Genomic DNA, 23,422 nt, shown 5'->3' on the forward strand with positions numbered 1-23,422 from the left:
ATTAAGCCTCCATTAAAAAATCGCAGGTCGCGAAAGGGGGAATAGCCATTACCGGCTGCACCGGCTCTTCCAGATAGTTGATCTGACGAAACCCCTCCAGGCTTGCCGGGACGGGAACGGGCTCCGTGCCGGCGTTAAACACGCGAACGACCGTACCCTGCGACTGCTGCGCATGGGGCAAGGCAGAGAGGATGAGCGGCTCCGGCAGGTACAATAATGAGAATTCTGCCGGAAGCCTGCGGTCGGGCAGACGCAACGAAAAGCGCTCAAGACGGTGATCGAGCGTGTGCAGCGTTTGCCGTTGATAGGTGAAGGGCTGTCCCGCTGTCTGATTTTCCAGCTGGCGAAGCGTGAGGTGATCGGCGCTATCGGCCAGCGCGACGGTGAAGGAGAAGCGCAACGGTTTCAGCAACTGGGCATCGGGGGTCTCGACCACCGTATTATTGATGCCGGATGCCCGGCCCGGTCGCCAGTCGAGATCGCTGCGTCCCAGCACGCCCGTTGATTTAAACAGCGTCAGGGCAACCGTAGCCGGTGCGTCGCCGATTATCTGAAACTCCTTCATGCCGCGGCTATTCACCACCAGCGCTTTGCCCGCTTGTGCGACAGCGATGATTCCCTCGCTGGTTTCGATATCCACGGGCATTTCGCGATAGTGTTCCTGCCACTCTTCAGCGTGAGACCCCGTTTCGCGCTCGATTATCGCGAAGGGCTGCGAGGCGATTGCGTGGCGGGTGTGAATATCGCTGTTAATCAGCAAACGTAGCCGGTGATCGCAGTGGCTGTTTTCCAGCGAGCTGTCCACATACAGGTTCGGATCGTCATCGCGTAATTCACACGCCAGACGAAGGGATAACGGCGTTCGGGCATTTTCTTGACGGTCTGCGAGATCCGGCGGAAGAAGCAGGGTGGCTTCCACAATCAGCTTTTCGACAAGCGGCGTTTTCAGGCAGTCGACGAGCGTGAACTGGTCGCACCGCGTCGGCGTGTCGCCCGCAAGCGGTGAGAAATCGTAGCTGTCGCCCGCATCCGCGCAGTCTTCGAGAGTAAAGAAAGAGGGAATGCATCTGCCGCTGCGTTTGTCGTGCAGGGTGAGCGTTCCGGCGTCCAGCGTTAATCGATAATGCGCATTCTCTATCTCGCTGCCCTTTGTCTGTTCCTGCTGCTGGAAAGGCGCCGGGTCATCGTTAACGTTAACGCTGAGATAGCCGACCGGCGGCAGAACCGGTGTCTTCACAGCAACGTGCCAGCGATAATAGGGAGGAAGGGGCGTTTCACATTCGCCTTCAGCGCTAAGGGAGATCGCCGTTCCGCCGGGCAGAATGTCTCTTTTCAGGACGTCGAAAGAGATGGGCTGCCCCTGATATGTCAGGGCGATATTATCAGCACGGCTATACAGGGTGGTTATCACTACGCGCTGCGTTGGGGTGCCCAGCGGGTTGAAAATCAGCAGGTCATTTTCCTGAGCGCAGGCGGCGACCAGGGTTTTTACCACCAGGTTCCACAGGCTGTGGCACAGCTGTTCGGTTTGCTCCAGCCGATGCAGTATGTCGCGGTTGGTGGTATCGCTATTACAGCCGCCGATAGAGTCGTGGGCATGGCTTCGCAACAGCTTCTTCCAGAGCGTATCGACCACAGAGAGGTTGACCGCAATCCCCTGATGGCGAGCCATAGCGATTGTCGGCTCCAGCTGCCGCAGGATGAACTGCTCCACCTCATCATTTTTCTTTTTTATGTCGTAGCGCACGGAGCCGATCGTTTTATGGATGCGGGTGTAGCGCGGCGATTTCAGCTCCCCTTCCCAGCCTTCAAACTGTTCACGCTGCGCGCGCAGAATGTCGACGTAGCGCTCCAGCGAACTGATAACGTATCGATCCCCATCGGGAGAGCGTGCGCTGGCGACCTGCAGAATTTCCGGCAGCGCCGGGTCGATGCAGACCTGATCGCCGCCGCAGGGGAGGAGCAGGTCGTTTATCCCGGCCCGTGAACGCAGGAGATTGACCATCGGGAAGATTTTTCCCTGCAGATGGCTCGCGTCTGAACGCATGTTTTTAGCTGCGCCATAACCGAATGCCATCGCGCAGGCGATAACGGTCGCCCCAGACGGCGCGCGCCAGAGGAACTGGCTGCTTTTCGCTTGTCTGTCGTGATCGATGCCGCGCCAGAAGACGATATTGTCGATATTGCAGCCCTGCAAAATGGTGGGCATCTGAGCATTGTGGCCAAAGGTGTCCGGAAGGTACCCGACCTGCATAGCATGCCCCAGCGCGCGGGCGGCGAAAATGCCGTACTTGAGATTGCGAATAATGGATTCGCCATGCACGTTGTAGGTGTCCGTCTGGGTATACCATGGCCCCACAAAGATTCTTTTCTCTTTGACGAGGGTTTCCAGCCTGGCGCGATAATCGGGATTGATGGCGAGAAAGTCCTCCACTACCGCCATCTGTCCGTCAAGGTGATAGCAGCTGTAAGCGGGGTCCAGCTCCAGCGTGTCGATGACATCCGCAAAGTTATAGGATGCCAGCACCATGCTGTCCTGACGGGTGAAATACCACTCCTGATCCCAGTGCGTATGGGCAATGACGTGGATCTGATTCATGACGTTCCCCTTACCTGGCGTTCTTTGGGCTGACATAGAGCACGCCCAGGGCGCAAATCAGTGCGCCAATAAAGACGCTCGCCAGGTAGCCCACCACATTGGTTGCCAGCGGCCAGCCCCAGATGGCAGGCAGAGGCAGCGTCTGCTTCACGCCAAGTGCAATGGCGATTAGCGTGCCGGCAACGGCACCGGTCATGAACACCGGGATCAGACGTGGGTTTTTCAGGATGAACGGGATCGCGCCTTCGGAGATCCCAATCACGCCCAGCAGCAACGAGGTACTCCCGACGGTTTTCTCTTCCCGGCTGAAGACATCCGGTAGTCCAAAGCGGCCGTTGAGAAACGCCGCAAAGCCGACGCCAATAGAGGGGATCACGATGGAGAGTTCGCGGGCGGTGAGATCAAACGTTTCGCTCATGCCATTCAGGCCGAGCGCGACCGAGCCTGCCGCCTTGTTGACCGGACCGCCCAGGTCGAACGCGGTGCCCGCGGCGATCATCGCGGAATAGAATCCGCGCCCGGTGTCACCTGCCGAGGTAAAAAAGACCACCATCAGCTGGTTAAGCGAGCCAAAAATCGGGTTGATCAGGTATTCCATGACCATCACCAGCGTAATGCCGGTGATCAGCGGGACGATCAGCATGGTCTTAATGGTGGTGAGCTGCTGGCGGACGTGAATGGAATCATTCAGCCAGCGCACCAGATAGCCTACAAAGAAGCCGATGCCAATCGCGCCAAAGAAGCCGGACGGCATAAAGCCTTCGATATCGAAGAAGCGCTTGTAGACCTCGTCTGACATGATGCCGCCGATAAGCCCGGGGATCAGCGCCGGTTTGCCGGCAATGGAAAATGCCAGATACATAGCGAAAACCGGATACATGAACTTGATGGTCATAAAGCCCACTTTATCCAGCACGCTGAACGGCGAATGTTCGATGTTAATAAACTGGCCGGTAATTTTAGCCGTCGCCATCATCAGCCCGCCCATGACCACCACCGGCAGCATATAGCTGATGGCTGCCATGATATGGCCGATAAAAATCTGGTAAGCCGAACGCTGTAGATCGTCTTCATGTACGACAGTGGTGATGCTTTTTTCCATGGCCAGCGCCTGACGCAGATAGCGATCGGTATGCTTGATCAGCTCTTGCGTACGGGTCTGAAGGTGAGGAATGTTTTCAAAGCGCTCGGCATCCTGAATGGGGACGTCGGTTGCCAGAATAATGGCCGTGGCGGAGGCGATGTCCTGCTTCGTTAAGCGGTTTTTAACGCCGTCGCTGCCCTGCGTTTCGACCTTTACCTCGATATTGTGCTCTTTAGCCCATGTAGTAATTTTATTCGCCGCCATAAAGGTGTGCGCAATGCCTGTCGGGCAGGCCGTCACCGCGACAACTTTTCGTTTCGTCATTGTCATAATTCCCTGGATGTGAAAACAGGGAAAGTATAAAGAGAACCTAAACCGGTTTTTAATGTTTGCTAATACTAATTACGTATCGTGATACGCGTAAATGCAATGTGTGAAGCGTCTTCCAGAGACTATTTTTTCGTTGTGTTAATATCATGTCGGGATTAAACAGGGCGTAATTTATGAATTCATTCCAGGGAAGTGAACGTTTGATATTTGAATACATTCAGCATCACGCGTGTAATATTTCTAATATATCGGCAAAAGAGATTGCCCGTGATACCTTTACGACGACAACTTCCGTTAATCGTGTGTGTAAAAAAATGGGCTATAAAAGTTATACCGAGCTTCGGTATCGTTTTTTGCGCGATCATTTTACACCCGCACCTGTAGAGCCTGACGTAGGGCCGCAGGCGGACGATATTGTGGCGGAGGTGTCCGGGTTGCTTACCCATTCCAGCCATATCTATCTGTACGCACGGGGAGCCTCGCTCACCAGCCTCAATTACCTGTCGCGATTTTTATCGCTGGCGAGCCTGCCGCACCTTATTTTGAATGACATGCACCAGCTGACACGGGTATCGAAGGGGACGCTGGTGCTGATCAGTAAATCCGGGGAGACGCAGTCGCTGATTGAAATGGCGCGTAACGCGTTGCGCAAAGGGTTAAAGATTATTGCGATTACTCGCGAGGGATCGACACTGGCGGCGATCTCATCGCTATGCTGGCCGTTACCGATCGACATTAACGCGGTATCGCTGTATCAGCGGGAAGGGCAGCTTGAACTGTTAAGCGCCGTGGACCGTATCGGCTGCAGGCTGCTGCAGCACGATACGGTGTAGTCAGACCGTCAGAGCTGCTTCACTATCCCCAGACGTACGGCATAATCATTTTCATGACTGCCATCGGCAGTGATGTAGGTTTTATCCAGTGAAACCAGCTCGACGTAAGGCGTCCAGCCATCGTCGAGCTTGTAGTTGAACGCAACGGTATGCTCCCAGTAGGTGTCATCCCCGGTTCCCTGATCGACATCATCCTGCCAGCGGAAGCGCGGGTTGTAGGACATACCGAATTTGCCAATGTTATACGCGAACCAAATGTCGAACTGGTGTGACTGGCGGCGGGTGTAGCCGCTGCCGTCTACTTCTTTGTCGCTGTGTGCGTCATTGACGGTGTTATAACGGTAACGGGCGGAGAGGTTCAGACCGTTATCGAACGCTTTCCAGCCCTGAATAAAAGGGCGGTAATGGGTATTGCTGGCGGTGAAAACCGTCACCATGCCAGGCGCAACGGCGAAGCCATTACCCAGATCGAAGCGCCAGCGCGTTTCAATCTCCTGTGCAGCTTCCGTTAACCCTTTGTCATCGGGATTATATCGGTCGGTATCACCAAAAAAGGTATCGTTGTGGTTTTGTGCGGCTTCAACGGAGAAGTAAAAACCGTTATTTGCCTGATGCATGACCTTAATACGTGAATCATTTACGTCTGAGCGCGTATTATGGCCAAATCGAAGGTCGACGGATGTATTTCCGCACCATCCCTGCGTGCTTAATAATAATGCGCTAATACACGTTGCTTTAATAATTGTCTTTTTCATCATATCCTGCCGAGGTTATTTAATTGGCAGGGCTATTTTTATTTTTGGCACAGCGTGATGTAAAAGTTATCGTCGTACATTTAGCGTATCGCTAAACATAAAAAAGGAGATACAGCATGCTGTATCTCCTGGTATTTATTCCTGCACCCACCAGATGGCTTCAAACGGGCGCAATAGCCGCGCATTGGGGCGGGAGGGAACGTCATCATAGTTGCCGAGAGCGACCCGCCACGCGCCCTGTACCGGGTCCGGCTGCCACTGCTGGCGTTCCCGGCTCAGGTTCGCCACCACCATCAGCGTCTGCCCCTGCCACTGGCGGCGATAGCACCACAGGGAAGGGTGTTCCGGCAGGAGATCCTCATAATCTCCCCACGTCAGCACCGGGAGGGTTTTGCGCAGGCGAATCAGCGACTGATAGGTGTAGAACACCGAATCCGCATCGTCCAGCGCCGCGCGGGCGTTCACGGTTTCGTAGTTATCGCAGACCCCAATCCACGGCTCGCCCTCGGTAAAGCCCGCATTGTGCGACGCGTCCCACTGCATTGGGGTTCGCCCGTTGTCGCGGGACTTGCTCGCCAGAATCGCCAGTAATTCATCCGGCTCGCGGCCGCTGGCGCGCAGTTCGGCGAATATGTTCAGACTTTCCACGTCGCGGTAATCGGTGATGCGGCTGAAGTGCGGGTTGGTCATGCCAAGCTCTTCACCCTGATAGATATACGGCGTGCCCTGCATCCCGTGCAGCACCATGCCGAGCATTTTCGCGGCGTGAACCCGGTATTCTCCTTCGTCACCGAAGCGCGACACGATGCGCGGCTGATCGTGGTTACACCAGAACAGCGCATTCCAGGCTTTGTTGTGCATCCCCTGCTGCCAGTGGCGGAAGAGGGTTTTCAGCGCCACGAAGTCCGGCTTCGCCAGCGTCCACTTTTCGCCGCCCGGGTAGTCCACCTTCAGATGATGGAAGTTAAAGGTCATCGACAGCTCGCGCCCGTCGAGAGAAGCATACTGCTGGCAGTTCTCCAGCGAGGTCGAGGACATCTCGCCTACCGTCATCAGGTTGCGCGGGGTAAAGACGTCGCGGCTCATCTCCTGCAGATATTCATGGATGCGCGGCCCGTCAGTGTAGAAGCGGCGACCGTCACCCGTCTCGTCATTCGGGAAATCCTGATCTTTCGAAATCAGGTTAATGACATCCAGACGCAGGCCGTCGACGCCGCGATCGGCCCAGAACTCGCACACCTTTTTCAGCTCGGCGCGCACGGCCGGATTCTCCCAGTTGAGATCCGCCTGCTCCGGGGCGAACAGGTGCAGGTAATACTGTTCGCTCTCCGCGTGCCAGCGCCAGGCGTTGCCGCCAAACTTGGAGCGCCAGTTGTTGGGCAACTGCTCCGGCGTGCCGTCTCGCCAGATGTAGAACTGGCGGTACGGGCTCGCTTTGTTCAGCGACTCGCGGAACCAGGCGTGCTGCGTGGAGGTGTGGTTAAACACCATGTCCAGCACGATGCGAATGCCGCGCGCGTGCGCCTCAGCGACCAGCTCGTCGAAATCATCCAGCGTGCCGTAGGCCGGATCGATGGCGGTGTAGTTCGCCACGTCGTAGCCGTTGTCCACCTGCGGAGAGATATAAAACGGCGTCAGCCAGATGGCGTCAATGCCGAGGGTTTTAAGATAGTCCAGACGCTGCGTCACGCCGCGTAAATCGCCGGTGCCGCTGCCGGTGGTGTCCTGGAAGCTCTTGGGATAGATCTGATAGATAACGCCGTTCTGCCACCAGTGAGGAAGGGTATTCATAATGCGTTCCTGCAAATGCGAAGGGGCGCAACTGCGCCCCGAAAGGTGAAGTTAAACAATCTGTAGCGAGCCCTGACGGAACTTACGCTGGTAAACCACGGTGGTCAGCGCCATTGGGACGATAATGGCGATGGCCATTGCCAGGGCAAACACCTGCCAGTAAGCGGGCTGGATGGAGAGGATGCCCGGCAGGCCGCCGACGCCAATCCCGTTCGCCATCACGCCGTTCAGTCCACACACCAGGCCTGCCAGACCGGAACCGATCATCGCGCAGAGCATCGGGAAGCGGTATTTCAGGTTGATACCGTACATTGCCGGTTCGGTGACGCCGAGGTAGGCGGAGATGGCCGCCGGAACGGAGATCTCGCGTTCGTTGTGCTTGCGGCTGACGATAATGATGCCGGTCACCGCGGACGCCTGGGCAATGTTAGACAGGGCGATAATCGGCCAGACCGGCGTGCCGCCGAGGCTCTGGATCATCTGCATATCAATCGCCAGCGTGGTCTGGTGCACGCCGGTGATCACCAGCGGGGCGTACAGGAAGCCAAACAGCGCGGCGCCAATCGGGGCGAAGCTGCCGGTCATCAGGTGACGCACCGCGAAGGCCACGCCGTCGCCAATCATGCGGCCAAACGGACCGATAAAGGCATGCGCCAGGAAGACCGCCAGAATCAGCGAGCACACCGGCACCACCACCAGATAAAGGTAATCCGGCACGATGCGTTTCAGTCGGGTTTCAATAAAGCCCAGCGCCAGGCCCGCCAGCAGGGCCGGAATGACCTGCGCCTGATAGCCCACTTTGGCGATGGTAAACAGGCCAAAGTTCCAAACCTCCGGCACCTGTTGACCAAGTAAGTAAGCGTTCATTAACTGCGGAGAGACCAACGTGACGCCGAGTACAATACCGAGGATCGGCGTACCGCCCATCTTGCGCACTGCGGACCAGCAAATCCCGACCGGCAGATAGAAGAAGATCGCTTCGCCAATCAGCCACAGGAAGTCGTACACGGTTTTCAGCGCCGGGTACATCTGCGCCAGGGTCTTGCCGTCGCTCATCGGCACGTCGCCGATGACGTTACGGAAGCCTAAAATCAGGCCTCCGCTGATCAGCGCCGGCAGCAGCGGGAAGAAGATCTCCGCGAAGTGGGAAATCAGCTGCTCGTGCCACTTCATATTCTGGCGCGCAGCCTTCTTGGCCTGCTCTTTATCCGCCGCGCTGTGCCCGGTGGTCGCCAGCAGAGCCTGATAGTAATCGCCCACTTCAGTACCAATCACCACCTGGAACTGACCGGCGTTGGTGAAGCAGCCTTTTACCATGGAAAGCTCTTCAATCGCCTTCGGGTTCGCTTTGGCCGGATCGTTCAGAACGAAGCGCAGGCGGGTAATGCAATGGCTAACGGTTGCGATGTTTTCGCGGCCGCCGACCAGGACGATCAGCTGATCAATATCTGCTTGTTTGACTTTACTCATCATGAAACCTCATGACAGATGGTGAGGGGGTGTAATGACCTGAGCGCAAGCCTACTCCTTCAGCGTGACGGCGAAAATGGGAACGTTCCCGAAATCGGGCGAAGATCACAATAAACCGATTGGTGGGGGTTATGAAAGGTGGGCAGGAATAACGATCTGACGCGGCTCTGCGCGCCCGTTGATCTGCTCGATCAGCTGCGCGGCGGCCTGTCTGCCGGACTCAGCGTAGCCCGGATCGACGGTGATGATCTCCGGGTGCAAAAACTTCATCAGCGGCGTGCTGCCGACGCTCGCCACCTGCAGACCGTCGATACGCTGCTCCTGCAGATATTTACTCGCGCCCAGCGCCAGCGTATCCGTGGCGCACACCAGCGCGGTGGTCTGCGGCGTCAGGACGCTGGCGACCTGCTCGTAGCCCTGCTTCATGCCCAGCCCCGGCAGGGAGGCCACGGCGGAGAGGTTGTGCTTTTTGCAAAACGCCAGATAGGCCTCATGGCGTCGCTTGCCGGTGGTAACGTCCGCGTGCGGTACGCCGAGGAAGCTGATGTGGCGATGACCTTCGTCAAACAGGCGCTGCATCAGGGTGATAATCGCGCCCTCGTCGTCATAGCAGACGGAGGCAAAACCGTGGGCATCGCGCGCCAGCAGCACCAGCGACGGCTGCCAGGGTTTCAGCATCTCGTCTTTGATGCCGGTAAAGCCGAACAGCACCACGCCGTCAATGTTGCGCCGCTGAAGCATCCCCAGATGCTCTTCCACCAGCTGGGGCGAGAACTGGCTCTCCATCATGATCGGGTCATATCCCTGCTCGTAGAAGGCGGGCAGCATGGTCTGCACGGCGAGGTTTTCAGACAGAGAATCCAGACGCGAGACAATGATGGCGACCACTTTGTCACTCTGCCCGCGCATGGCGCGCGCGGAGCGGGAAGGGGAAAAGCCGTGCTGATTCATGACCGCCTCAACGCGCTCGCGGGTGCGTTCGCTGACGCCGCTTTCGTTGTTCAGCACGCGTGAGACGGTCGATTTCCCCACGCCGCTTAAACGCGCGATGTCTTTAATCGTAAGGCGGTTCTGCATGCTGTATTCCCTGTAACAACGACAATGTAATGAATTGAGCCTAATGCTATAGCGCGATTTCGCTATGGGCTAAATCTGGTTTACGTTCGGTTTATTTGCAGGGGGGTATAATACCGCCCGAATCATCAAAAAGGGTACGCTTAAATCCTTATACTGCGCGGCGACACCCTACTTTTTACTTACCGGAGGCTTCATGGATCCCGATCCCACACCTCTCCTGAACGGGAGAATGCGTTCTTTCCGGTAAGCCAGCCTGTTGCTGACTCACCGGTGATGTGAGGCAGCAGCGTTCCAAACGTTCCTGCTTGAAAAATTGAGTGCCTCTCAGGTACGGCTTTGCCACGCCTGAAGGAAATGCTGCGTCCGCCTTTGCGGATGCGGAGGAATGACGATGTTTAAAAATATCACCCGGCAGCTGCAGGCCCTGCTGAGCCGCCACCTGCCACACCGTCTTGTTCAGCGCGACCCGCTGCCAAACGCCAAAAACATGGCGGGGGCGGCGATCCCCGCGTCCCTGACCGAACGCTGCCTGAACGTGGCGGCGATGGATGAAAACGAAGTCTGGCGCGCCTTTGGCGGGCACCCGGAAGGGCTGAATGCGGCAGAAGTGGAAAAAATCCGCGCCGTGCATGGCGATAACCTCATTCCGGCGCAGAAGCCGTCTCCGTGGTGGGTGCATCTGTGGCTCTGCTACCGCAACCCGTTCAACCTGCTGCTGACCGTGCTCGGCCTCATCTCCTACGCGACGGAAGATCTGTTTGCCGCAGGGGTGATTGCCCTGATGGTGGGCATCTCCACGCTGCTGAACTTTATTCAGGAGTCCCGCTCCACCAAAGCGGCGGACGCCCTGAAGGCGATGGTCAGCAACACCGCGACCGTCTCGCGCGTGATCAACGATCTCGGCGAAAACGCCTGGGTGGAATTGCCTATTGACCAGCTGGTGCCGGGCGATCTGGTGAAGCTGGCCGCGGGGGACATGATCCCGGCGGATTTACGCATCATCCAGGCGCGCGATCTGTTTGTGGCGCAGGCTTCCCTGACCGGCGAATCCCTGCCCGTTGAGAAGGTGGCGCGCAGCCGCGACCCGCAGCAGATGAACCCGCTCGAGTGCGACACCCTGTGCTTTATGGGGACCACGGTCGTCAGCGGCACCGCGCAGGCGATTGTCACCGCCACCGGGGGCAACACCTGGTTTGGTCAGCTTGCCGGGCGCGTCAGCGAGCAGGAAAGCGAGCCGAATGCCTTCCAGAAAGGGATTGGCCGCGTCAGCATGCTGCTGATCCGCTTTATGATGGTGATGACGCCGATCGTGCTGCTGATCAACGGCTACACCAAAGGCGACTGGTGGGAAGCGGCGCTGTTTGCGCTCTCCGTGGCCGTCGGCTTAACGCCGGAAATGCTGCCGATGATTGTGACCTCTACGCTGGCGCGCGGGGCGGTGAAGCTCTCTAAACAGAAGGTGATCGTCAAACACCTCGACGCCATTCAGAACTTTGGCGCGATGGACATTCTCTGCACCGATAAAACCGGCACTCTGACGCAGGACAAAATCGTGCTGGAGAACCACACCGATATCTCCGGCAAAACCAGCGAGCGCGTGCTGCACAGCGCGTGGCTGAACAGCCATTACCAGACCGGGCTGAAAAACCTGCTCGACGTCGCCGTGCTGGAAGGCGTGGACGAGGAGGCCGCCCGTACGCTCTCCGGCCGCTGGCAGAAGGTGGATGAGATCCCGTTCGACTTTGAGCGCCGCCGTATGTCGGTGGTGGTGAGCGAGCAGCCGAACGTGCATCAGCTGATCTGCAAAGGGGCGCTGCAGGAGATCCTCAACGTGTCGACGCAGGTGCGCTATAACGGCGACATCGTGCCGCTGGACGACACCATGCTGCGCCGCATCAAGCGCGTCACCGACAACCTGAACCGTCAGGGGCTGCGCGTGGTGGCGGTGGCGAGCAAGTTCCTGCCCGCGCGTGAGGGGGACTATCAGCGTATCGACGAATCCGATCTGATCCTCGAGGGCTACATCGCCTTCCTCGATCCGCCGAAAGAGACCACCGCCCCGGCGCTGAAGGCGCTGAAGGCGAGCGGTATTACCGTGAAAATCCTCACCGGCGACAGCGAGCTGGTGGCGGCCAAAGTGTGCCACGAGGTGGGGCTGGACGCGGGCGACGTGGTGGTGGGGAGCGATATTGAACATCTCTCTGATGACGAACTGGCGAAGCTTGCCCAGCGCACCACGCTGTTTGCCCGCCTGACGCCGATGCACAAAGAGCGCATCGTCACCCTGCTTAAGCGAGAAGGGCACGTGGTGGGCTTCATGGGCGACGGCATCAACGATGCGCCCGCCCTGCGTGCGGCGGATATCGGTATCTCCGTAGACGGGGCGGTCGATATTGCCCGCGAAGCGGCGGATATCATTCTGCTGGAAAAGAGCCTGATGGTGCTGGAGGAGGGCGTGATCGAAGGGCGCCGTACCTTTGCCAATATGCTCAAGTACATCAAGATGACCGCCAGCTCCAACTTCGGTAACGTCTTCAGCGTGCTGGTGGCGAGCGCGTTTCTGCCGTTCCTGCCGATGCTGCCGCTGCACCTGCTGATCCAGAACCTGATGTACGACGTGTCTCAGGTGGCGATCCCGTTTGATAACGTGGACGACGAGCAGATCCAGAAGCCGCAGCACTGGAACCCGGCAGATCTTGGGCGCTTTATGCTGTTCTTTGGCCCGATCAGCTCCATCTTCGACATCCTGACCTTCTGCCTGATGTGGTTTGTGTTCCACGCCAACACCCCGGAACACCAGACGCTGTTCCAGTCCGGCTGGTTCGTGGTAGGTCTGCTGTCCCAGACGCTGATTGTGCATATGATCCGCACGCGCCGCATTCCGTTTATCCAGAGCCGTGCCGCGTGGCCGCTGATTATGATGACGGGGATTGTGATGGCGCTCGGCATCGCGCTGCCGTTCTCACTGCTGGCAAGCTACCTGCAGCTGCAGGCGCTGCCGCTGAGCTACTTCCCGTGGCTGGTGGCGATCCTCGCCGGTTATATGGTGCTGACCCAGATGGTGAAAGGGTTCTATGCGCGTCGGTATGGGTGGCAGTAAGTTATGTTTGCCGGGTGGCGGCTTCGCCTTACCCGGCCTACTCCCGAAACGTAGGCCCGGTAAGCGCAGCGCCACCGGGCAATAGCTTTCCTCCCAAATTCAACAACCTGTGATCTCCGTCGGCGCATTCGCTTGACGACAAAATGAGCGCATGTTAACAGAATGTTTTGCCTTTATTTGGCCCGTCAGATAAGGAACATTCATGTTACGGTACAGTCTCTTAACCGCCGGGCTGATGCTCGGCGCCTCTGCCTTTGCCGCCCCGGCAGGGGATCTCCCCTTAATGCCCTGGCCTGCGAAGGTCGAACGCCCGACCACCCAGGGCGCACTGGTGCTCAGCAACAACGTTTCTGTAAGCGTCAGCGGGGACGATCTCGGTGACGCCGTCAACCGACTGCGCCAGCGCATCGCCCTGCAAACCGGCTGGACGCTGCAGCCTCAGGCTGAAAATCCAGACAAACCAACTATCCGCATCGCCATCGCTAAAAAGGTGAAGCCGCAGCCGCTGCCGGACAGCGATGAAACCTATAAGCTCACGGTGGACGCCAACGGCGTCGATATCTCCGCCAACACCCGCTTCGGTGCCTTGCGCGCCATGGAAACCCTGCTCCAGCTGATGCAGAACGGGGCGGAAAATACCTCTCTGCCGTGGGTTACCATTGAAGATTCGCCGCGTTTCCCCTGGCGCGGGCTGCTGCTCGATTCGGCACGCCACTTTCTCCCGCTGCCGGATATCAAACGCCAGATCGACGGCATGGCCGCGGCGAAGCTCAACGTGCTGCACTGGCATTTGACCGACGACCAGGGCTGGCGCTTCAGCTCGAAGCGTTATCCAAAATTAACCCAGCTTGCCAGCGACGGGCTGTTCTACACGCCTGAGCAGATGCGTGAGGTGGTGCGTTACGCCGCCGAGCGCGGCATTCGCGTGGTGCCGGAGATCGACATGCCGGGCCACGCCTCGGCGATTGCCGTGGCCTACCCGGAGCTAATGAGCGCGCCGGGGCCGTACGCCATGGAACGCCACTGGGGCGTGCTGAAGCCGGTGCTGGATCCGACAAAAGACGCAACTTACGCTTTTGCCGACGCGATGGTCAGCGAACTGGCGGCGATCTTCCCCGATCCGTATCTGCACATCGGCGGTGACGAGGTGGACGACAGCCAGTGGAAAGCGAATCCGGCCATCCAGCAGTTTATGCGCGACAACAGGCTGGCGGACAGCCACGCGCTGCAGGCGTACTTCAACCGCAGGCTGGAAACGATCCTCGAGAAGCATCACCGCCAGATGGTCGGCTGGGATGAGATCTACCATCCCGATCTGCCGAAAAGCATTCTGATCCAGTCCTGGCAGGGCCAGGACGCGCTGGGGCAGGTGGCGCAGAACGGCTACAAGGGCATTCTGTCGACCGGCTTTTATCTCGACCAGCCCCAGTCCACCGCCTATCACTACCGCAACGAGATCGTCCCGCAGGGGTTAAACGGCGTGGACGTGATAGCGGACACCGACAGCGCCCAGAGCTGGGCCTTCTCCATGCCGCGCCTGAAGGGCAAGCCGGTGGAGGGGAGCTTCACGCTGGTGAAAGGGGATGCCGGCTGGCGCGGGTTTATTGATTTTGCCGGGAAATCCCGCCGCGCGGTGCAGGATATTGAATGGCGGGATGACAATCAGGTGACCTTCACCGTCGATACCTGGATGGGCGAAACGCGCCCGGTTGTCACCGTTGATAACGACAAACTCTCCGGTTATTTCCTCGTCGGGAATACGCGCTATCCGATTAGCGGCACGCGTCTGGACGACGTGCCGAAAGGCGTTCCGCCCGTCGTGCCGGACGTGGCGAACCAGTCCAACCTGCTCGGCGGCGAAGCGGCGCTGTGGGCGGAAAACGTGGTGGCGCCGGTGCTGGATATTCGCCTGTGGCCACGTACGTTTGCGGTGGCGGAGCGGCTCTGGTCCGCGCAGGACGTCAACGACGTCGACAACATGTACACCCGCCTGCAGGCGATGGACAGCTGGTCGACGGTGTCGGTCGGGCTGCAGCAGCATACCCAGCAGCAGGTGCAGTTCACGCGCCTCGCCGGTAATGCCGACACCCTGCCGCTGCAGGTCCTCGCACAGGCGATTGAACCGGCTCAGTATTACACCCGCCAGCACCTGAAGTTCCAGGCCGGAAACTACCATCAGTTCGAGCCGCTCAACCGCTTTGCTGATGCGCTGAACGCCGAAAGCACCACCGTGCGCCAGATGCACAAGTGGGCGGACCGTCTGGTGAGCGATGCGGAAGACACGGAAAGCGCCGACGCCCTGCGCCACGTCTTTAACCGCTGGCAGAGCAACACCAGCGACGCGCTGGCCTTAAGCGAAAACAGCTATCAGCTGAAGGCGATGAAGCCGGTGATCCAGGAGGTGGATAAGCTGGCGTCGATTGGCCTGCGGCTCACCGACCTGGTGGCGCGTCAGGGCACGCTGGATGACAAAGAGATCGCCTCGATTCAGAGCGAGCTGGATAACGCGGCGAAGGTGCAGGACGAAGTGGTGATTGCGGCGGTGTACCCGCTGGAGACGCTGCTGCGCGCCACGCGGAATCAGTAGCAAGCAACAAAAAAGGCAGCCTGGGCTGCCTTTTTTCATCGCCAAAGCGAATTAGCGACGAACGGCAATCGCTTCGATTTCAATTTTCACGTCTTTTGGCAGACGCGCCACTTCCACGCAGGAGCGCGCCGGGAAGGTGGCGTTATGCTCGGTGAAGAACGCTTCGTAGGTGGCGTTAACGGTCGCGAAATCGTTCAGATCCTTCACGAACACGGTGGTTTTCACGATATCACCCACTTTCAGGCCGGCAGATTCCACGATAGCCTGCACGTTTTCCAGCGACTGACGCGCCTGCGCCGCGACATCTTCCGGCACCGCGCCGGTTTTTGGGTTTACGGGGATCTGACCTGAAGTGATGATCATGCTGCCCAGATCAACGCCCTGAACGTAAGGGCCGATAGCGGCTGGTGCATTTTCCGTCGCGAGTACTTTGCTCATGTTTTCTCCAGAATTACAGCGTTAAGAATGTTCCCGGCCATTATAACAGCCGGGATTTCATTACCAACCTCAATTAGTTGGCCAGCACCACATAATGAGAAAACTCTTTTTCGCAGTATTTGCATTTGAGTGCGATGTCATTCGCGCGCTTTTTCACTGCGAAACTGGAGGAAACCGGCTCAGCGTGACTGATGCAGTTGCTGTTCGGGCAGACCAGCACGCTTGCGATACGTTCTGGTAGGCTCGGGCGGGATTTGCCGACCACTTCGTACTCGTCGATGCGGTTGACGGTGGCGTCCGGCGCGTACAGCGACAGCTGGTTAACCTGCTCGTCGGTCAGGAAGGTGTTCTCGATTTTGATCAGGTCTTTGCGGCCCATCTCGCCCGACGGCAGGTTCAGGCCGATGGTGATGCGCTGGTCAGTTTCGGTCAGTTTGAACAGCGTCAGCAGCTTAAAGCCCACCTGCGCAGGGATATGGTCAATCACGGTGCCACGCTTGATGGCTTCAACCTGGAGTTTGTTATCGTGTGTCATGGTCGTCTCCCCTTACAGAGCTAATTCGCGATTCAGAACCAGTGCCAGTAACGCCTGGCGAGCGAAGATGCCGTTCCCGGCCTGCTGGAAGTACCAGGCGTGCGGCGTTTTATCCACGTCTGTGGTGATCTCATCGATGCGCGGCAGCGGATGCAGCACCTTCATGTTGTCGCGCGCGCCTTCCAGGTCGCTGGCGCGCAGCACGAACTGCGCCTTCACGTTGGCGTATTCGGACGGATCCAGACGCTCTTTCTGCACGCGGGTCATGTACAGAATATCCACGTGGCTCATCACCTCTTCGATGCTGGCATGCAGGCTCCACGCAATGCCTTTCTCGTCCAGCATGTCGAGAATGTACTGCGGCATCGCCAGCGCCTCCGGGGCAATGAAGTAGAAGCGGTTGCCGTTAAATTTCGCCAGCGCCTGGGTCAGGGAGTGGACGGTGCGGCCATACTTCAGGTCGCCAACCATGGCGATATTCAGGTTCTCAAGCTTGCCCTGCGTCTCCTGAATGGTGAACAGATCCAGCAGCGTCTGCGTTGGGTGCTGGTTGGCACCGTCACCGGCGTTCAGCACCGGAATGCCGCCGGAAAACTCGGTTGCCAGGCGCGCCGCGCCCTCCTGCGGGTGACGCATCACAATCGCGTCGACGTAGGTGCTGATCACTGAAATGGTATCCGCCAGGGTCTCGCCTTTTTTACCCAGCGACGTGTTGCTGCTGTCAGAGAAGCCCACCACGCTCGCGCCCAGGCGGTGCATGGAGGTCTCAAAGGAGAGGCGGGTGCGGGTCGAGGCTTCAAAGAAGCAGCTCGCAATCACCTTGTGCTTCAGCAGCTCCGGTTGCGGATTGGCCTTCAGTTTTGCCGCGGTTTCCAGAACCAGTTCCAGCTCTTCGCGGCTGAGGTCGTTTATGGAAATGATGTGTTTTTGATAAAGCGGATTCATGTTTATCTCCTGACGCCGGGCAAAAAAAAGCCCCTCAAATGAGGGGCTCTGGGAATAGGTTTAGCAACGGGAAGAAAAACGGCAGGCCAGCGTCTGATTTCAGACGCGGTAAGACGTTATGTCGTACACGCTTGACCATGCTTCCTCCCGGCAAATTGTCGGGCATTATACGCAGCTCGCTTTTCTGATCAAGCGATTTAATGCACGCTTTACTCAATGCAAACGGTTCTTTGTGAATATTAATGCGTTCTGAGTAAATAATTAATTTGCTTATGCACCAGCGCGGTGCGCTTTACCACCCGGGGGGCGACCCAGACAATACTGCTGCCGGCCACCACGCCTAAAATTTCCGGAAGCTGGTGATAATCCAGAATACGCGCCACCGCGCGGCCATATCCGGCGACGGTATGGACAAGGATAAACTCGCTATTATGCTCAACGCTGACCACCATTTCCGAAACGGTACGCGCGGCGTCGGGGGCAGGGCGCAGTTGAGGATTCAACGAATAAATCTTTAGCCCTTTGGCATTTCGAATTTTTATGACTCCGAGCAACTTCAGCAATCGCGAAACGGTCGACTGGCTTATGCTGTCAAACCCTCTCTCCTGCAGGTCGCGGCGAATCTCTTCCTGCGAAAGGTAACTCTTTTCGGCGATCAAACGCTGGCACACCGTGAGCTGCAGCTGTTCTTTGGGAGAGTACTCTTCGTAATCCATCATGTTTCCCATATCAGTTCCCGAAATAACCGGTGACACCGCACCGATCCGTAGGCCGGATAAGCGCAGCGCCATCCGGCAAATTACAACAACGCCCCCAGACTTAACGCCACCATAATCACCACCGTCAGGATCGCCAGCAGCGGCGCCACCCATTTCAGGTAGCGCACGTAAGGTACCCGGGCGATAGCCAGCCCGCCCATGACCACCGCAGAGGTCGGCGTGACGAGGTTAACGATGCCGGAGGCCGACTGGTAAGCCGTAACCACCAGGTCGCGGTTGACGTTAGCGAAATCAGCAAGCGGCGCCATGATCGGCATCGTCAGAACGGCTAGGCCGGATGAAGAAGGCACAAGAAACGACAGCACGACTTCCAGCCAGTACATCACGTTGATAAACGCTACCGTGGACAACCCGCTGACCAGCCCTTCCGCGCTGTGCAAAATGGTGTGGGTAATCATGCCCTTATCCATGATGACTACGATACCGCGCGCGATGCCGATAATCAGCGCGACGCCCAGCAAATCTCGCGCGCCGTTGATAAACGTCGACGTCAGCTCCTCTTCGCTCATGCGGGCAATCAGGCCGACGATGATCGCGCTGGCGAGAAACACCGCTGAAATCTCCGCCATCCACCAGCCCAGCACCGCCACGCCGTAAATCATCACCGCGAAGGCCAGAGCGAAAATCACCAGGATGATTTTGCGCACCGGGGTGAATTCCAGGGACTGTTCGCCCTTGCTGCCGAGGAAATGGGCGAGGTTCTCCTCCTGCTTGTCTGCAACGATGGACTGCGAGGGGTCCTTACGCACCTTGCGGGCGTAGCGCATGACCCACGCCACGCAGATGATCCAGCCGATGACCAGCAGCGCCACGCGCAGGGCGATGCCGTTGGTGAAGGGGATCCCGGCGGCGTTGGCGGCGATCACCGTGGCAAACGGGTTAATGGTGGAGCCGAGGGTGCCGATCCCCGCCCCGAGCAGCACGGTAGAGGTGGCGACAACCGGATCGAACCGCGCGGCCAGCATCACCGGCACCAGTAAGGTATAGAAGGGCAGTGACTCTTCGGCCATACCGTAAATCGTGCCGCCTGCGGCAAACAGCGCCATCAGGATCGGGATCATCCACTCCTCGCGTCCGCGCAGTCGGGTGGTCACACGCTCGATCCCGGCGTCAATCGCCCCGGTTTTGGTGACGATCCCGAGGAATCCCCCGATGATCAGAATAAACAGCGCCACGTCGATCGCCCCGGCCTGGCCGGATTCCGGATCGTACAGCCCGGCAATCGGCGCCATCAGCACCGAAACCAGCCCCTGCGGATGCGCCGCGACGTGCGCGTAGGTGCCTGCAACGGGGACGTCTTTGCCGAGCGCCTCGTTCATTGCCATATGGTACTGCCCGGCCGGGACAATCCACGTCAGCACGGCCACGACGGCAATCAGAAAAAAGAGAATGGTGTAAGCGGAGGGAAACTTGAACTTGCCCATGATGTTCTCCTTAAACCCGGCGCACCCCGCGGCGCGCCGGGCGGTGATTAGTCGCCGAGTGTCGCCACCATGACCGCTTTAATGGTGTGCATGCGGTTCTCTGCTTCGTCGAAGACGATGGAGTTCGGTGATTCGAAGACCTCTTCCGTCACCTCCAGCCCCTTCAGCCCGTACGCCATCTCGATCTCGCGGCCCACCTTAGTGTGCTCGTTGTGGAACGCGGGCAGGCAGTGCATGAATTTGACGTTCGGGTTGCCGGTGGCCTTCATCACCTGCGCGTTAATCTGATACGGCTTCATCAGGCTGACGCGCTCGGCCCAGGCTTCCTTCGGCTCGCCCATAGAGACCCACACGTCGGTGTAGAGGAAATCGGTCCCCTGCACGCCTTCTTCCACGTCGTCGGTGAGGGTGATGCGCGCGCCCGTCTCTTTCGCAATGGCGCGGCACTGCTCAACCAGTCCCGCTTCCGGCCAGAAGGATTTCGGCGCCACGAGGCGGATATCCATCCCCATCTTGGCCGCGCCGACCATCAGGGAGTTGCCCATGTTGTTGCGCGCGTCGCCGAGATAGGCAAAGCTCAGCTCAGGCAGGGTTTTGCCCGGGGAGTGCTCCAGCATGGTCATCAGGTCGGCGAGAATTTGGGTCGGGTGGAACTCGTCGGTCAGGCCGTTCCATACCGGCACGCCCGCGTACTCGCCCAGCTCTTCGACGATGGCCTGGCCGTAGCCGCGGTATTCGATGCCGTCGTACATGCGGCCCAGCACGCGGGCGGTGTCTTTCATCGACTCTTTATGGCCAATCTGCGAGCCGCTTGGGCCGAGATAGGTCACCTGCGCGCCCTGGTCGAACGCGCCCACTTCGAAGGCGCAGCGGGTGCGGGTGGAGGTTTTTTCAAAGATCAGGGCGATGTTTTTCCCGACCAGGGTTTGCTTCTCGCGCCCGGCTTTTTTGGCGGCCTTGAGCTCGATGGCGAGGTCGATCAGGTACTGGATCTCCGCCGGGGTGTAGTCCAGCAGTTTGAGGAAGTTGCGGTTTTTCAGGTTGATGGTCATGGCTAAATCCTTTTTAAAATGAGTGTTCAGTTACGAATCAACGTGCCTTTCTCGCCCGCGAGGATCTCCGCGCCGTCGGCCAGCGCGCCGATCCCGGCTATCCCATTGCAGGCTTCAACGAACTCGCGGCAGGCGGCCACCTTCGGCCCCATCGAGCCGGCGTCGAACTGCATGCCCCTGAGCAGTTCCGGCGTCACCTGCGCCAGCGGACGCTGGGTTGGTTTGCCCCAGTCGAGGTACACCGCGTCGGCATCGGTCAGGATCAGCAGGGCATCGGCTTCGATCTGGCGCGCCAGCAGGGCGGCGGAGAGGTCTTTATCGATTACCGCCTCGATCCCGCGATAGCCGTTGGCCTGTTCCACCACCGGCACCCCGCCGCCGCCGTTGCAGATCACCAGATGGTCGCGCTGGATCAGCGCCGTGATGGCGTCGCTCTCGACGATGCGCTTCGGCTGCGGCGACGGCACCACGCGGCGGACGTAGCTGCCGTCGGCCTTAAACACCCAGCCTTTCTCCGCGGCCAGCGTTTTTGCCTGGGCTTCGCTGTACACCGGGCCGATGTATTTGGTCGGGTTACTGAAGGCCGGGTCGGCGGCGTCCACTTCTACCTGGGTGAGCAGAACGCTCACCTCCCGCTGCGGCAGGCTGTTTTTCAGCGCCTGCTGGAGCATGTAGCCGATCATTCCCTGGCTTTCGGCGCCAAGAACGTCCAGCGGGTAGGGCGTGACTTTGTCGTAGGCGCTGTTCTGCAGCGCCAGCAGTCCGACCTGCGGGCCGTTGCCGTGCACCAGCACCACGCGCCACTGCGCCGTTAAGCCGGCGATGGTGCGGGCGGCCTGCTCGATGTTCTGGCGCTGGATCTCCGCTTCCAGCGGCTCGCCGCGCTTGAGCAGCGCGTTGCCGCCCAGGGCCACAACCAGAGTGGGTTTTCGTTCCATGATGGCTCCTTTATATTCCGTCGCGTTCCAGCGGGCAGCTCATGCAGCGCGCGCCGCCGCGGCCGCGTCCGAGTTCGTCGCCCGGGATAGGCAGCACGGTGATACCCGCTTTGTCGTATTTCTCGTTGGTCCAGACGTTGCGCTCGTAGCCGATCACCACGCCGGGGCGGATGGTCAGGACGTTATTGGCGTCGTTCCACTGCTCGCGTTCGGCCTCAAAGGCGTCGCCGCCGGTGGTGATCAGGCGTACCTGGTTAATGCCGAGGGCTTTCTCGATGGCGTGCAGCAGGTCGGTTTCCTGCGTGCGCAGCAGGCCGCCGCGTCCGTCCGGGGTGAGCGTCCAGCACTGGGCGTCTTTGCGCACCACTTCCGGGTAGACGGAGAAGGTATCCACGTCGATGTGGGTCATGACGGTGTCGAGGTGCATGCAGGAGCGGTGTTTGGGCAGCTCAACGGCAATCACGCGCTCGGCCTGGCGGTGTTTGAACAGGCTGTTGGCGAGGAACTCCACGCCCTGCGGGGTGGTGCGTTCAGACATGCCGATCAATACCGCACCGCGGCCAATGACTAATACGTCGCCGCCTTCTAAAGTGGCGTGGTCGTAATTAATATTCTCGTCGCCGAAATACTTAATAAAATCGCCGTCGGCGAACGCCGGGTGCCAGCGATATATTGCCCGCAGGTTATTGGTTTCACGCTGACGGGCCGGTTTGGCCATTGGGTTAATAGAGACGCCGTTATAGATCCAGCAGGAGGTATCGCGGGTAAATAAATGGTTCGGCAGTGGCTTCATAATAAAATCATTCGCCGTGTGGGTATCCACCACCATATTTTTAATGGCTGCCGGAATTTCACCGTAGGTTAATCCGCCGCTTAATCTGCGCGCCAGTTCCCGGTGCGGCATATCCGCCAGCCAGCCGCGTACGTCGCCAGCAAAGGTTGGGCCGAGGCGGTAGTCAGAGATTTGCGTCTCCAGCAGCCAGGCTTTAGCCTCAGCGATATCAAGGGTTTGTGTCAGCAGGTCGGTCAGCAGCAGGACTTCCACCCCCTGCTCACGCAGCGTGTTGGCGAAAATGTCATGATCCTCACCCGCCCGCTCAACCGAGAGCACGTCATCGAAAAGCAGCTCCTGACAGTTTGATGGCGTTAAGCGTTTCAGACTTAAATTTGGGCGGTGCAGCATAACGCTACGCAATTGACCAATTTCAGAACCGACGTAATGCTTTTCCATAATTATTCCTTTAACTGTTTTTCAGAATAAAAAGGGCATGCGCCATGTCATGTATTTAATTGCATGGCGGCTAAGCTCAATTGATTTCGTGGTTCATACTAGGCAGTTAAATAATCCGTATTGTGATATTGCTCACGCGAAAATGGATATTAAGCGGTTTGTTTTCATTTGCATGATTCGCATCAGATAATGATTAATTGGCTATTCTGGCGAGGTGAATAGCTAAGCACTATCCGTTGTCATTATTTGCAGTTGTTAGTGTTTTGTAGAATTTAATGCTTTGAAATATTTTGTTAAGTCATTGATTTTAATTGTTTTTAAAGGCGGCAGGGAATGGCTATGCAATATTGCTAATTAACTATTTTTGGCTTAAGGAAAATCAATAAATATTTATTGAATTTAATAGCAAATTATCAAAGTGATAAAATGTGAAGCTGTAGCGAGTTTTGTTGTT

General features: G+C 58.1%; 18 protein-coding genes and 1 pseudogene. 4 read left to right on the forward strand and 15 right to left on the reverse strand.

Annotated elements, in window-relative coordinates:
- Nucleotide 1 precedes the first annotated feature (1 nt).
- Together N6P30_RS13090 and N6P30_RS13095 are read right to left on the reverse strand one after the other, a co-directional pair.
- Nucleotides 2-2,599: a glycoside hydrolase family 38 C-terminal domain-containing protein gene (locus tag N6P30_RS13090; protein ID WP_023293420.1), complete on the reverse strand. Its 2,598-nt coding sequence runs from the start codon at nucleotides 2,597-2,599 to the stop codon at nucleotides 2-4.
- A gap of 10 nt (nucleotides 2,600-2,609) precedes the next feature.
- A complete protein-coding gene (locus N6P30_RS13095) occupies nucleotides 2,610-4,007 on the reverse strand; it encodes a PTS fructose transporter subunit IIC (protein ID WP_071788870.1) in 1,398 nt (465 codons plus the stop codon).
- Between the two features lie 179 nt (nucleotides 4,008-4,186).
- Between N6P30_RS13095 and N6P30_RS13100 the strand changes: the two genes are divergently transcribed.
- The gene (locus N6P30_RS13100) at nucleotides 4,187-4,846 is read left to right on the forward strand and encodes a MurR/RpiR family transcriptional regulator (protein ID WP_023293418.1); all 660 of its coding nucleotides are present in this window, start codon (nucleotides 4,187-4,189) and stop codon (nucleotides 4,844-4,846) included.
- Nucleotides 4,847-4,854: 8 nt separating this feature from the next.
- Here the strand turns inward: N6P30_RS13100 and N6P30_RS13105 are convergent, their stop codons facing one another.
- The 4 genes from N6P30_RS13105 to treR all read right to left on the reverse strand — a co-directional run bounded on the left by N6P30_RS13105 (nucleotide 4,855) and on the right by treR (nucleotide 9,939).
- Nucleotides 4,855-5,601 (reverse strand): oligogalacturonate-specific porin KdgM family protein, encoded by a 747-nt coding sequence (locus N6P30_RS13105; RefSeq protein WP_023293417.1) that lies wholly within the window; start codon nucleotides 5,599-5,601, stop codon nucleotides 4,855-4,857.
- Nucleotides 5,602-5,736: 135 nt separating this feature from the next.
- The gene (gene treC / locus N6P30_RS13110) at nucleotides 5,737-7,392 is read right to left on the reverse strand and encodes an alpha,alpha-phosphotrehalase (protein WP_023293416.1); all 1,656 of its coding nucleotides are present in this window, start codon (nucleotides 7,390-7,392) and stop codon (nucleotides 5,737-5,739) included.
- A gap of 51 nt (nucleotides 7,393-7,443) precedes the next feature.
- Nucleotides 7,444-8,862, reverse strand: coding sequence for a PTS trehalose transporter subunit IIBC (treB, locus tag N6P30_RS13115; protein WP_023293415.1), 1,419 nt, complete (start codon nucleotides 8,860-8,862; stop codon nucleotides 7,444-7,446).
- Between the two features lie 129 nt (nucleotides 8,863-8,991).
- Nucleotides 8,992-9,939 carry a trehalose operon repressor TreR gene (treR, locus tag N6P30_RS13120; RefSeq protein ID WP_021240675.1) on the reverse strand — a complete coding sequence of 316 codons (948 nt, stop codon included), beginning with the start codon at nucleotides 9,937-9,939 and terminating at the stop codon, nucleotides 8,992-8,994.
- 391 nt (nucleotides 9,940-10,330) lie between these two features.
- Here treR and mgtA point away from each other — a divergent pair, with 391 nt between their 5' ends.
- Together mgtA and N6P30_RS13130 are read left to right on the forward strand one after the other, a co-directional pair.
- A complete protein-coding gene (gene mgtA, locus N6P30_RS13125; protein WP_023293414.1) occupies nucleotides 10,331-13,039 on the forward strand; it encodes a magnesium-translocating P-type ATPase in 2,709 nt (902 codons plus the stop codon).
- A 202-nt stretch (nucleotides 13,040-13,241) separates the two neighbouring features.
- Nucleotides 13,242-15,626: a beta-N-acetylhexosaminidase gene (locus tag N6P30_RS13130; protein ID WP_023293413.1), complete on the forward strand. Its 2,385-nt coding sequence runs from the start codon at nucleotides 13,242-13,244 to the stop codon at nucleotides 15,624-15,626.
- Between the two features lie 51 nt (nucleotides 15,627-15,677).
- Here the strand turns inward: N6P30_RS13130 and ridA are convergent, their stop codons facing one another.
- From ridA to N6P30_RS13150, 4 genes are all read right to left on the reverse strand, one after another.
- The gene (gene ridA, locus N6P30_RS13135) at nucleotides 15,678-16,064 is read right to left on the reverse strand and encodes a 2-iminobutanoate/2-iminopropanoate deaminase (RefSeq protein ID WP_008501391.1); all 387 of its coding nucleotides are present in this window, start codon (nucleotides 16,062-16,064) and stop codon (nucleotides 15,678-15,680) included.
- Nucleotides 16,065-16,137: 73 nt separating this feature from the next.
- Nucleotides 16,138-16,599 (reverse strand): aspartate carbamoyltransferase regulatory subunit, encoded by a 462-nt coding sequence (gene pyrI, locus N6P30_RS13140; RefSeq protein WP_023293412.1) that lies wholly within the window; start codon nucleotides 16,597-16,599, stop codon nucleotides 16,138-16,140.
- A gap of 12 nt (nucleotides 16,600-16,611) precedes the next feature.
- Complete coding sequence (gene pyrB, locus N6P30_RS13145) at nucleotides 16,612-17,544, reverse strand: aspartate carbamoyltransferase (RefSeq protein WP_008501389.1); 933 nt, start codon at nucleotides 17,542-17,544, stop codon at nucleotides 16,612-16,614.
- Between the two features lie 34 nt (nucleotides 17,545-17,578).
- Nucleotides 17,579-17,683 (reverse strand): pyrBI operon leader peptide, encoded by a 105-nt coding sequence (locus N6P30_RS13150; RefSeq protein ID WP_022646880.1) that lies wholly within the window; start codon nucleotides 17,681-17,683, stop codon nucleotides 17,579-17,581.
- Between N6P30_RS13150 and N6P30_RS13155 the strand changes: the two are divergent.
- Nucleotides 17,663-17,780, forward strand: a pseudogene (locus N6P30_RS13155) (hypothetical protein). The gene N6P30_RS13150 and the pseudogene N6P30_RS13155 sit on opposite strands and share 21 nt — an antisense overlap.
- 3 nt (nucleotides 17,781-17,783) lie before the next feature.
- Here the strand turns inward: N6P30_RS13155 and N6P30_RS13160 are convergent.
- The 5 genes from N6P30_RS13160 to arcA all read right to left on the reverse strand — a co-directional run bounded on the left by N6P30_RS13160 (nucleotide 17,784) and on the right by arcA (nucleotide 22,968).
- A complete protein-coding gene (locus N6P30_RS13160; RefSeq protein ID WP_025912003.1) occupies nucleotides 17,784-18,263 on the reverse strand; it encodes an arginine repressor in 480 nt (159 codons plus the stop codon).
- 80 nt (nucleotides 18,264-18,343) lie between these two features.
- Nucleotides 18,344-19,747 (reverse strand): YfcC family protein, encoded by a 1,404-nt coding sequence (locus tag N6P30_RS13165; protein ID WP_023293411.1) that lies wholly within the window; start codon nucleotides 19,745-19,747, stop codon nucleotides 18,344-18,346.
- Nucleotides 19,748-19,794: 47 nt separating this feature from the next.
- On the reverse strand, nucleotides 19,795-20,799 hold the full coding sequence (argF, locus tag N6P30_RS13170) for an ornithine carbamoyltransferase (RefSeq protein WP_008501386.1): 1,005 nt from the start codon (nucleotides 20,797-20,799) through the stop codon (nucleotides 19,795-19,797).
- A gap of 26 nt (nucleotides 20,800-20,825) precedes the next feature.
- Nucleotides 20,826-21,737, reverse strand: a complete 912-nt coding sequence (gene arcC, locus N6P30_RS13175) for a carbamate kinase (RefSeq protein ID WP_023293410.1) — start codon at nucleotides 21,735-21,737, stop codon at nucleotides 20,826-20,828.
- Nucleotides 21,738-21,747: 10 nt separating this feature from the next.
- Nucleotides 21,748-22,968, reverse strand: a complete 1,221-nt coding sequence (arcA, locus tag N6P30_RS13180; protein ID WP_023293409.1) for an arginine deiminase — start codon at nucleotides 22,966-22,968, stop codon at nucleotides 21,748-21,750.
- Nucleotides 22,969-23,422: the final 454 nt, after the last annotated feature.

Source organism: Enterobacter sp. PL1 (assembly GCF_945957325.1).
GTDB classification, from domain to species: domain Bacteria; phylum Pseudomonadota; class Gammaproteobacteria; order Enterobacterales; family Enterobacteriaceae; genus Enterobacter; species Enterobacter roggenkampii.

Excerpts from the sequence above, each read along its gene's own strand:
- N6P30_RS13090 (WP_023293420.1), bottom strand. The coding sequence starts at position 2,599 with ATGAATCAGATCCACGTCATTGCCCATACGCACTGGGATCAGGAGTGG.
- N6P30_RS13095 (WP_071788870.1), bottom strand. The coding sequence starts at position 4,007 with ATGACGAAACGAAAAGTTGTCGCGGTGACGGCCTGCCCGACAGGCATT.
- N6P30_RS13100 (WP_023293418.1), top strand. The coding sequence starts at position 4,187 with ATGAATTCATTCCAGGGAAGTGAACGTTTGATATTTGAATACATTCAG.
- N6P30_RS13105 (WP_023293417.1), bottom strand. The coding sequence starts at position 5,601 with ATGAAAAAGACAATTATTAAAGCAACGTGTATTAGCGCATTATTATTA.
- treC (WP_023293416.1), bottom strand. The coding sequence starts at position 7,392 with ATGAATACCCTTCCTCACTGGTGGCAGAACGGCGTTATCTATCAGATC.
- treB (WP_023293415.1), bottom strand. The coding sequence starts at position 8,862 with ATGAGTAAAGTCAAACAAGCAGATATTGATCAGCTGATCGTCCTGGTC.
- treR (WP_021240675.1), bottom strand. The coding sequence starts at position 9,939 with ATGCAGAACCGCCTTACGATTAAAGACATCGCGCGTTTAAGCGGCGTG.
- mgtA (WP_023293414.1), top strand. The coding sequence starts at position 10,331 with ATGTTTAAAAATATCACCCGGCAGCTGCAGGCCCTGCTGAGCCGCCAC.
- N6P30_RS13130 (WP_023293413.1), top strand. The coding sequence starts at position 13,242 with ATGTTACGGTACAGTCTCTTAACCGCCGGGCTGATGCTCGGCGCCTCT.
- ridA (WP_008501391.1), bottom strand. The coding sequence starts at position 16,064 with ATGAGCAAAGTACTCGCGACGGAAAATGCACCAGCCGCTATCGGCCCT.
- pyrI (WP_023293412.1), bottom strand. The coding sequence starts at position 16,599 with ATGACACACGATAACAAACTCCAGGTTGAAGCCATCAAGCGTGGCACC.
- pyrB (WP_008501389.1), bottom strand. The coding sequence starts at position 17,544 with ATGAATCCGCTTTATCAAAAACACATCATTTCCATAAACGACCTCAGC.
- N6P30_RS13150 (WP_022646880.1), bottom strand. The coding sequence starts at position 17,683 with ATGGTCAAGCGTGTACGACATAACGTCTTACCGCGTCTGAAATCAGAC.
- N6P30_RS13160 (WP_025912003.1), bottom strand. The coding sequence starts at position 18,263 with ATGATGGATTACGAAGAGTACTCTCCCAAAGAACAGCTGCAGCTCACG.
- N6P30_RS13165 (WP_023293411.1), bottom strand. The coding sequence starts at position 19,747 with ATGGGCAAGTTCAAGTTTCCCTCCGCTTACACCATTCTCTTTTTTCTG.
- argF (WP_008501386.1), bottom strand. The coding sequence starts at position 20,799 with ATGACCATCAACCTGAAAAACCGCAACTTCCTCAAACTGCTGGACTAC.
- arcC (WP_023293410.1), bottom strand. The coding sequence starts at position 21,737 with ATGGAACGAAAACCCACTCTGGTTGTGGCCCTGGGCGGCAACGCGCTG.
- arcA (WP_023293409.1), bottom strand. The coding sequence starts at position 22,968 with ATGGAAAAGCATTACGTCGGTTCTGAAATTGGTCAATTGCGTAGCGTT.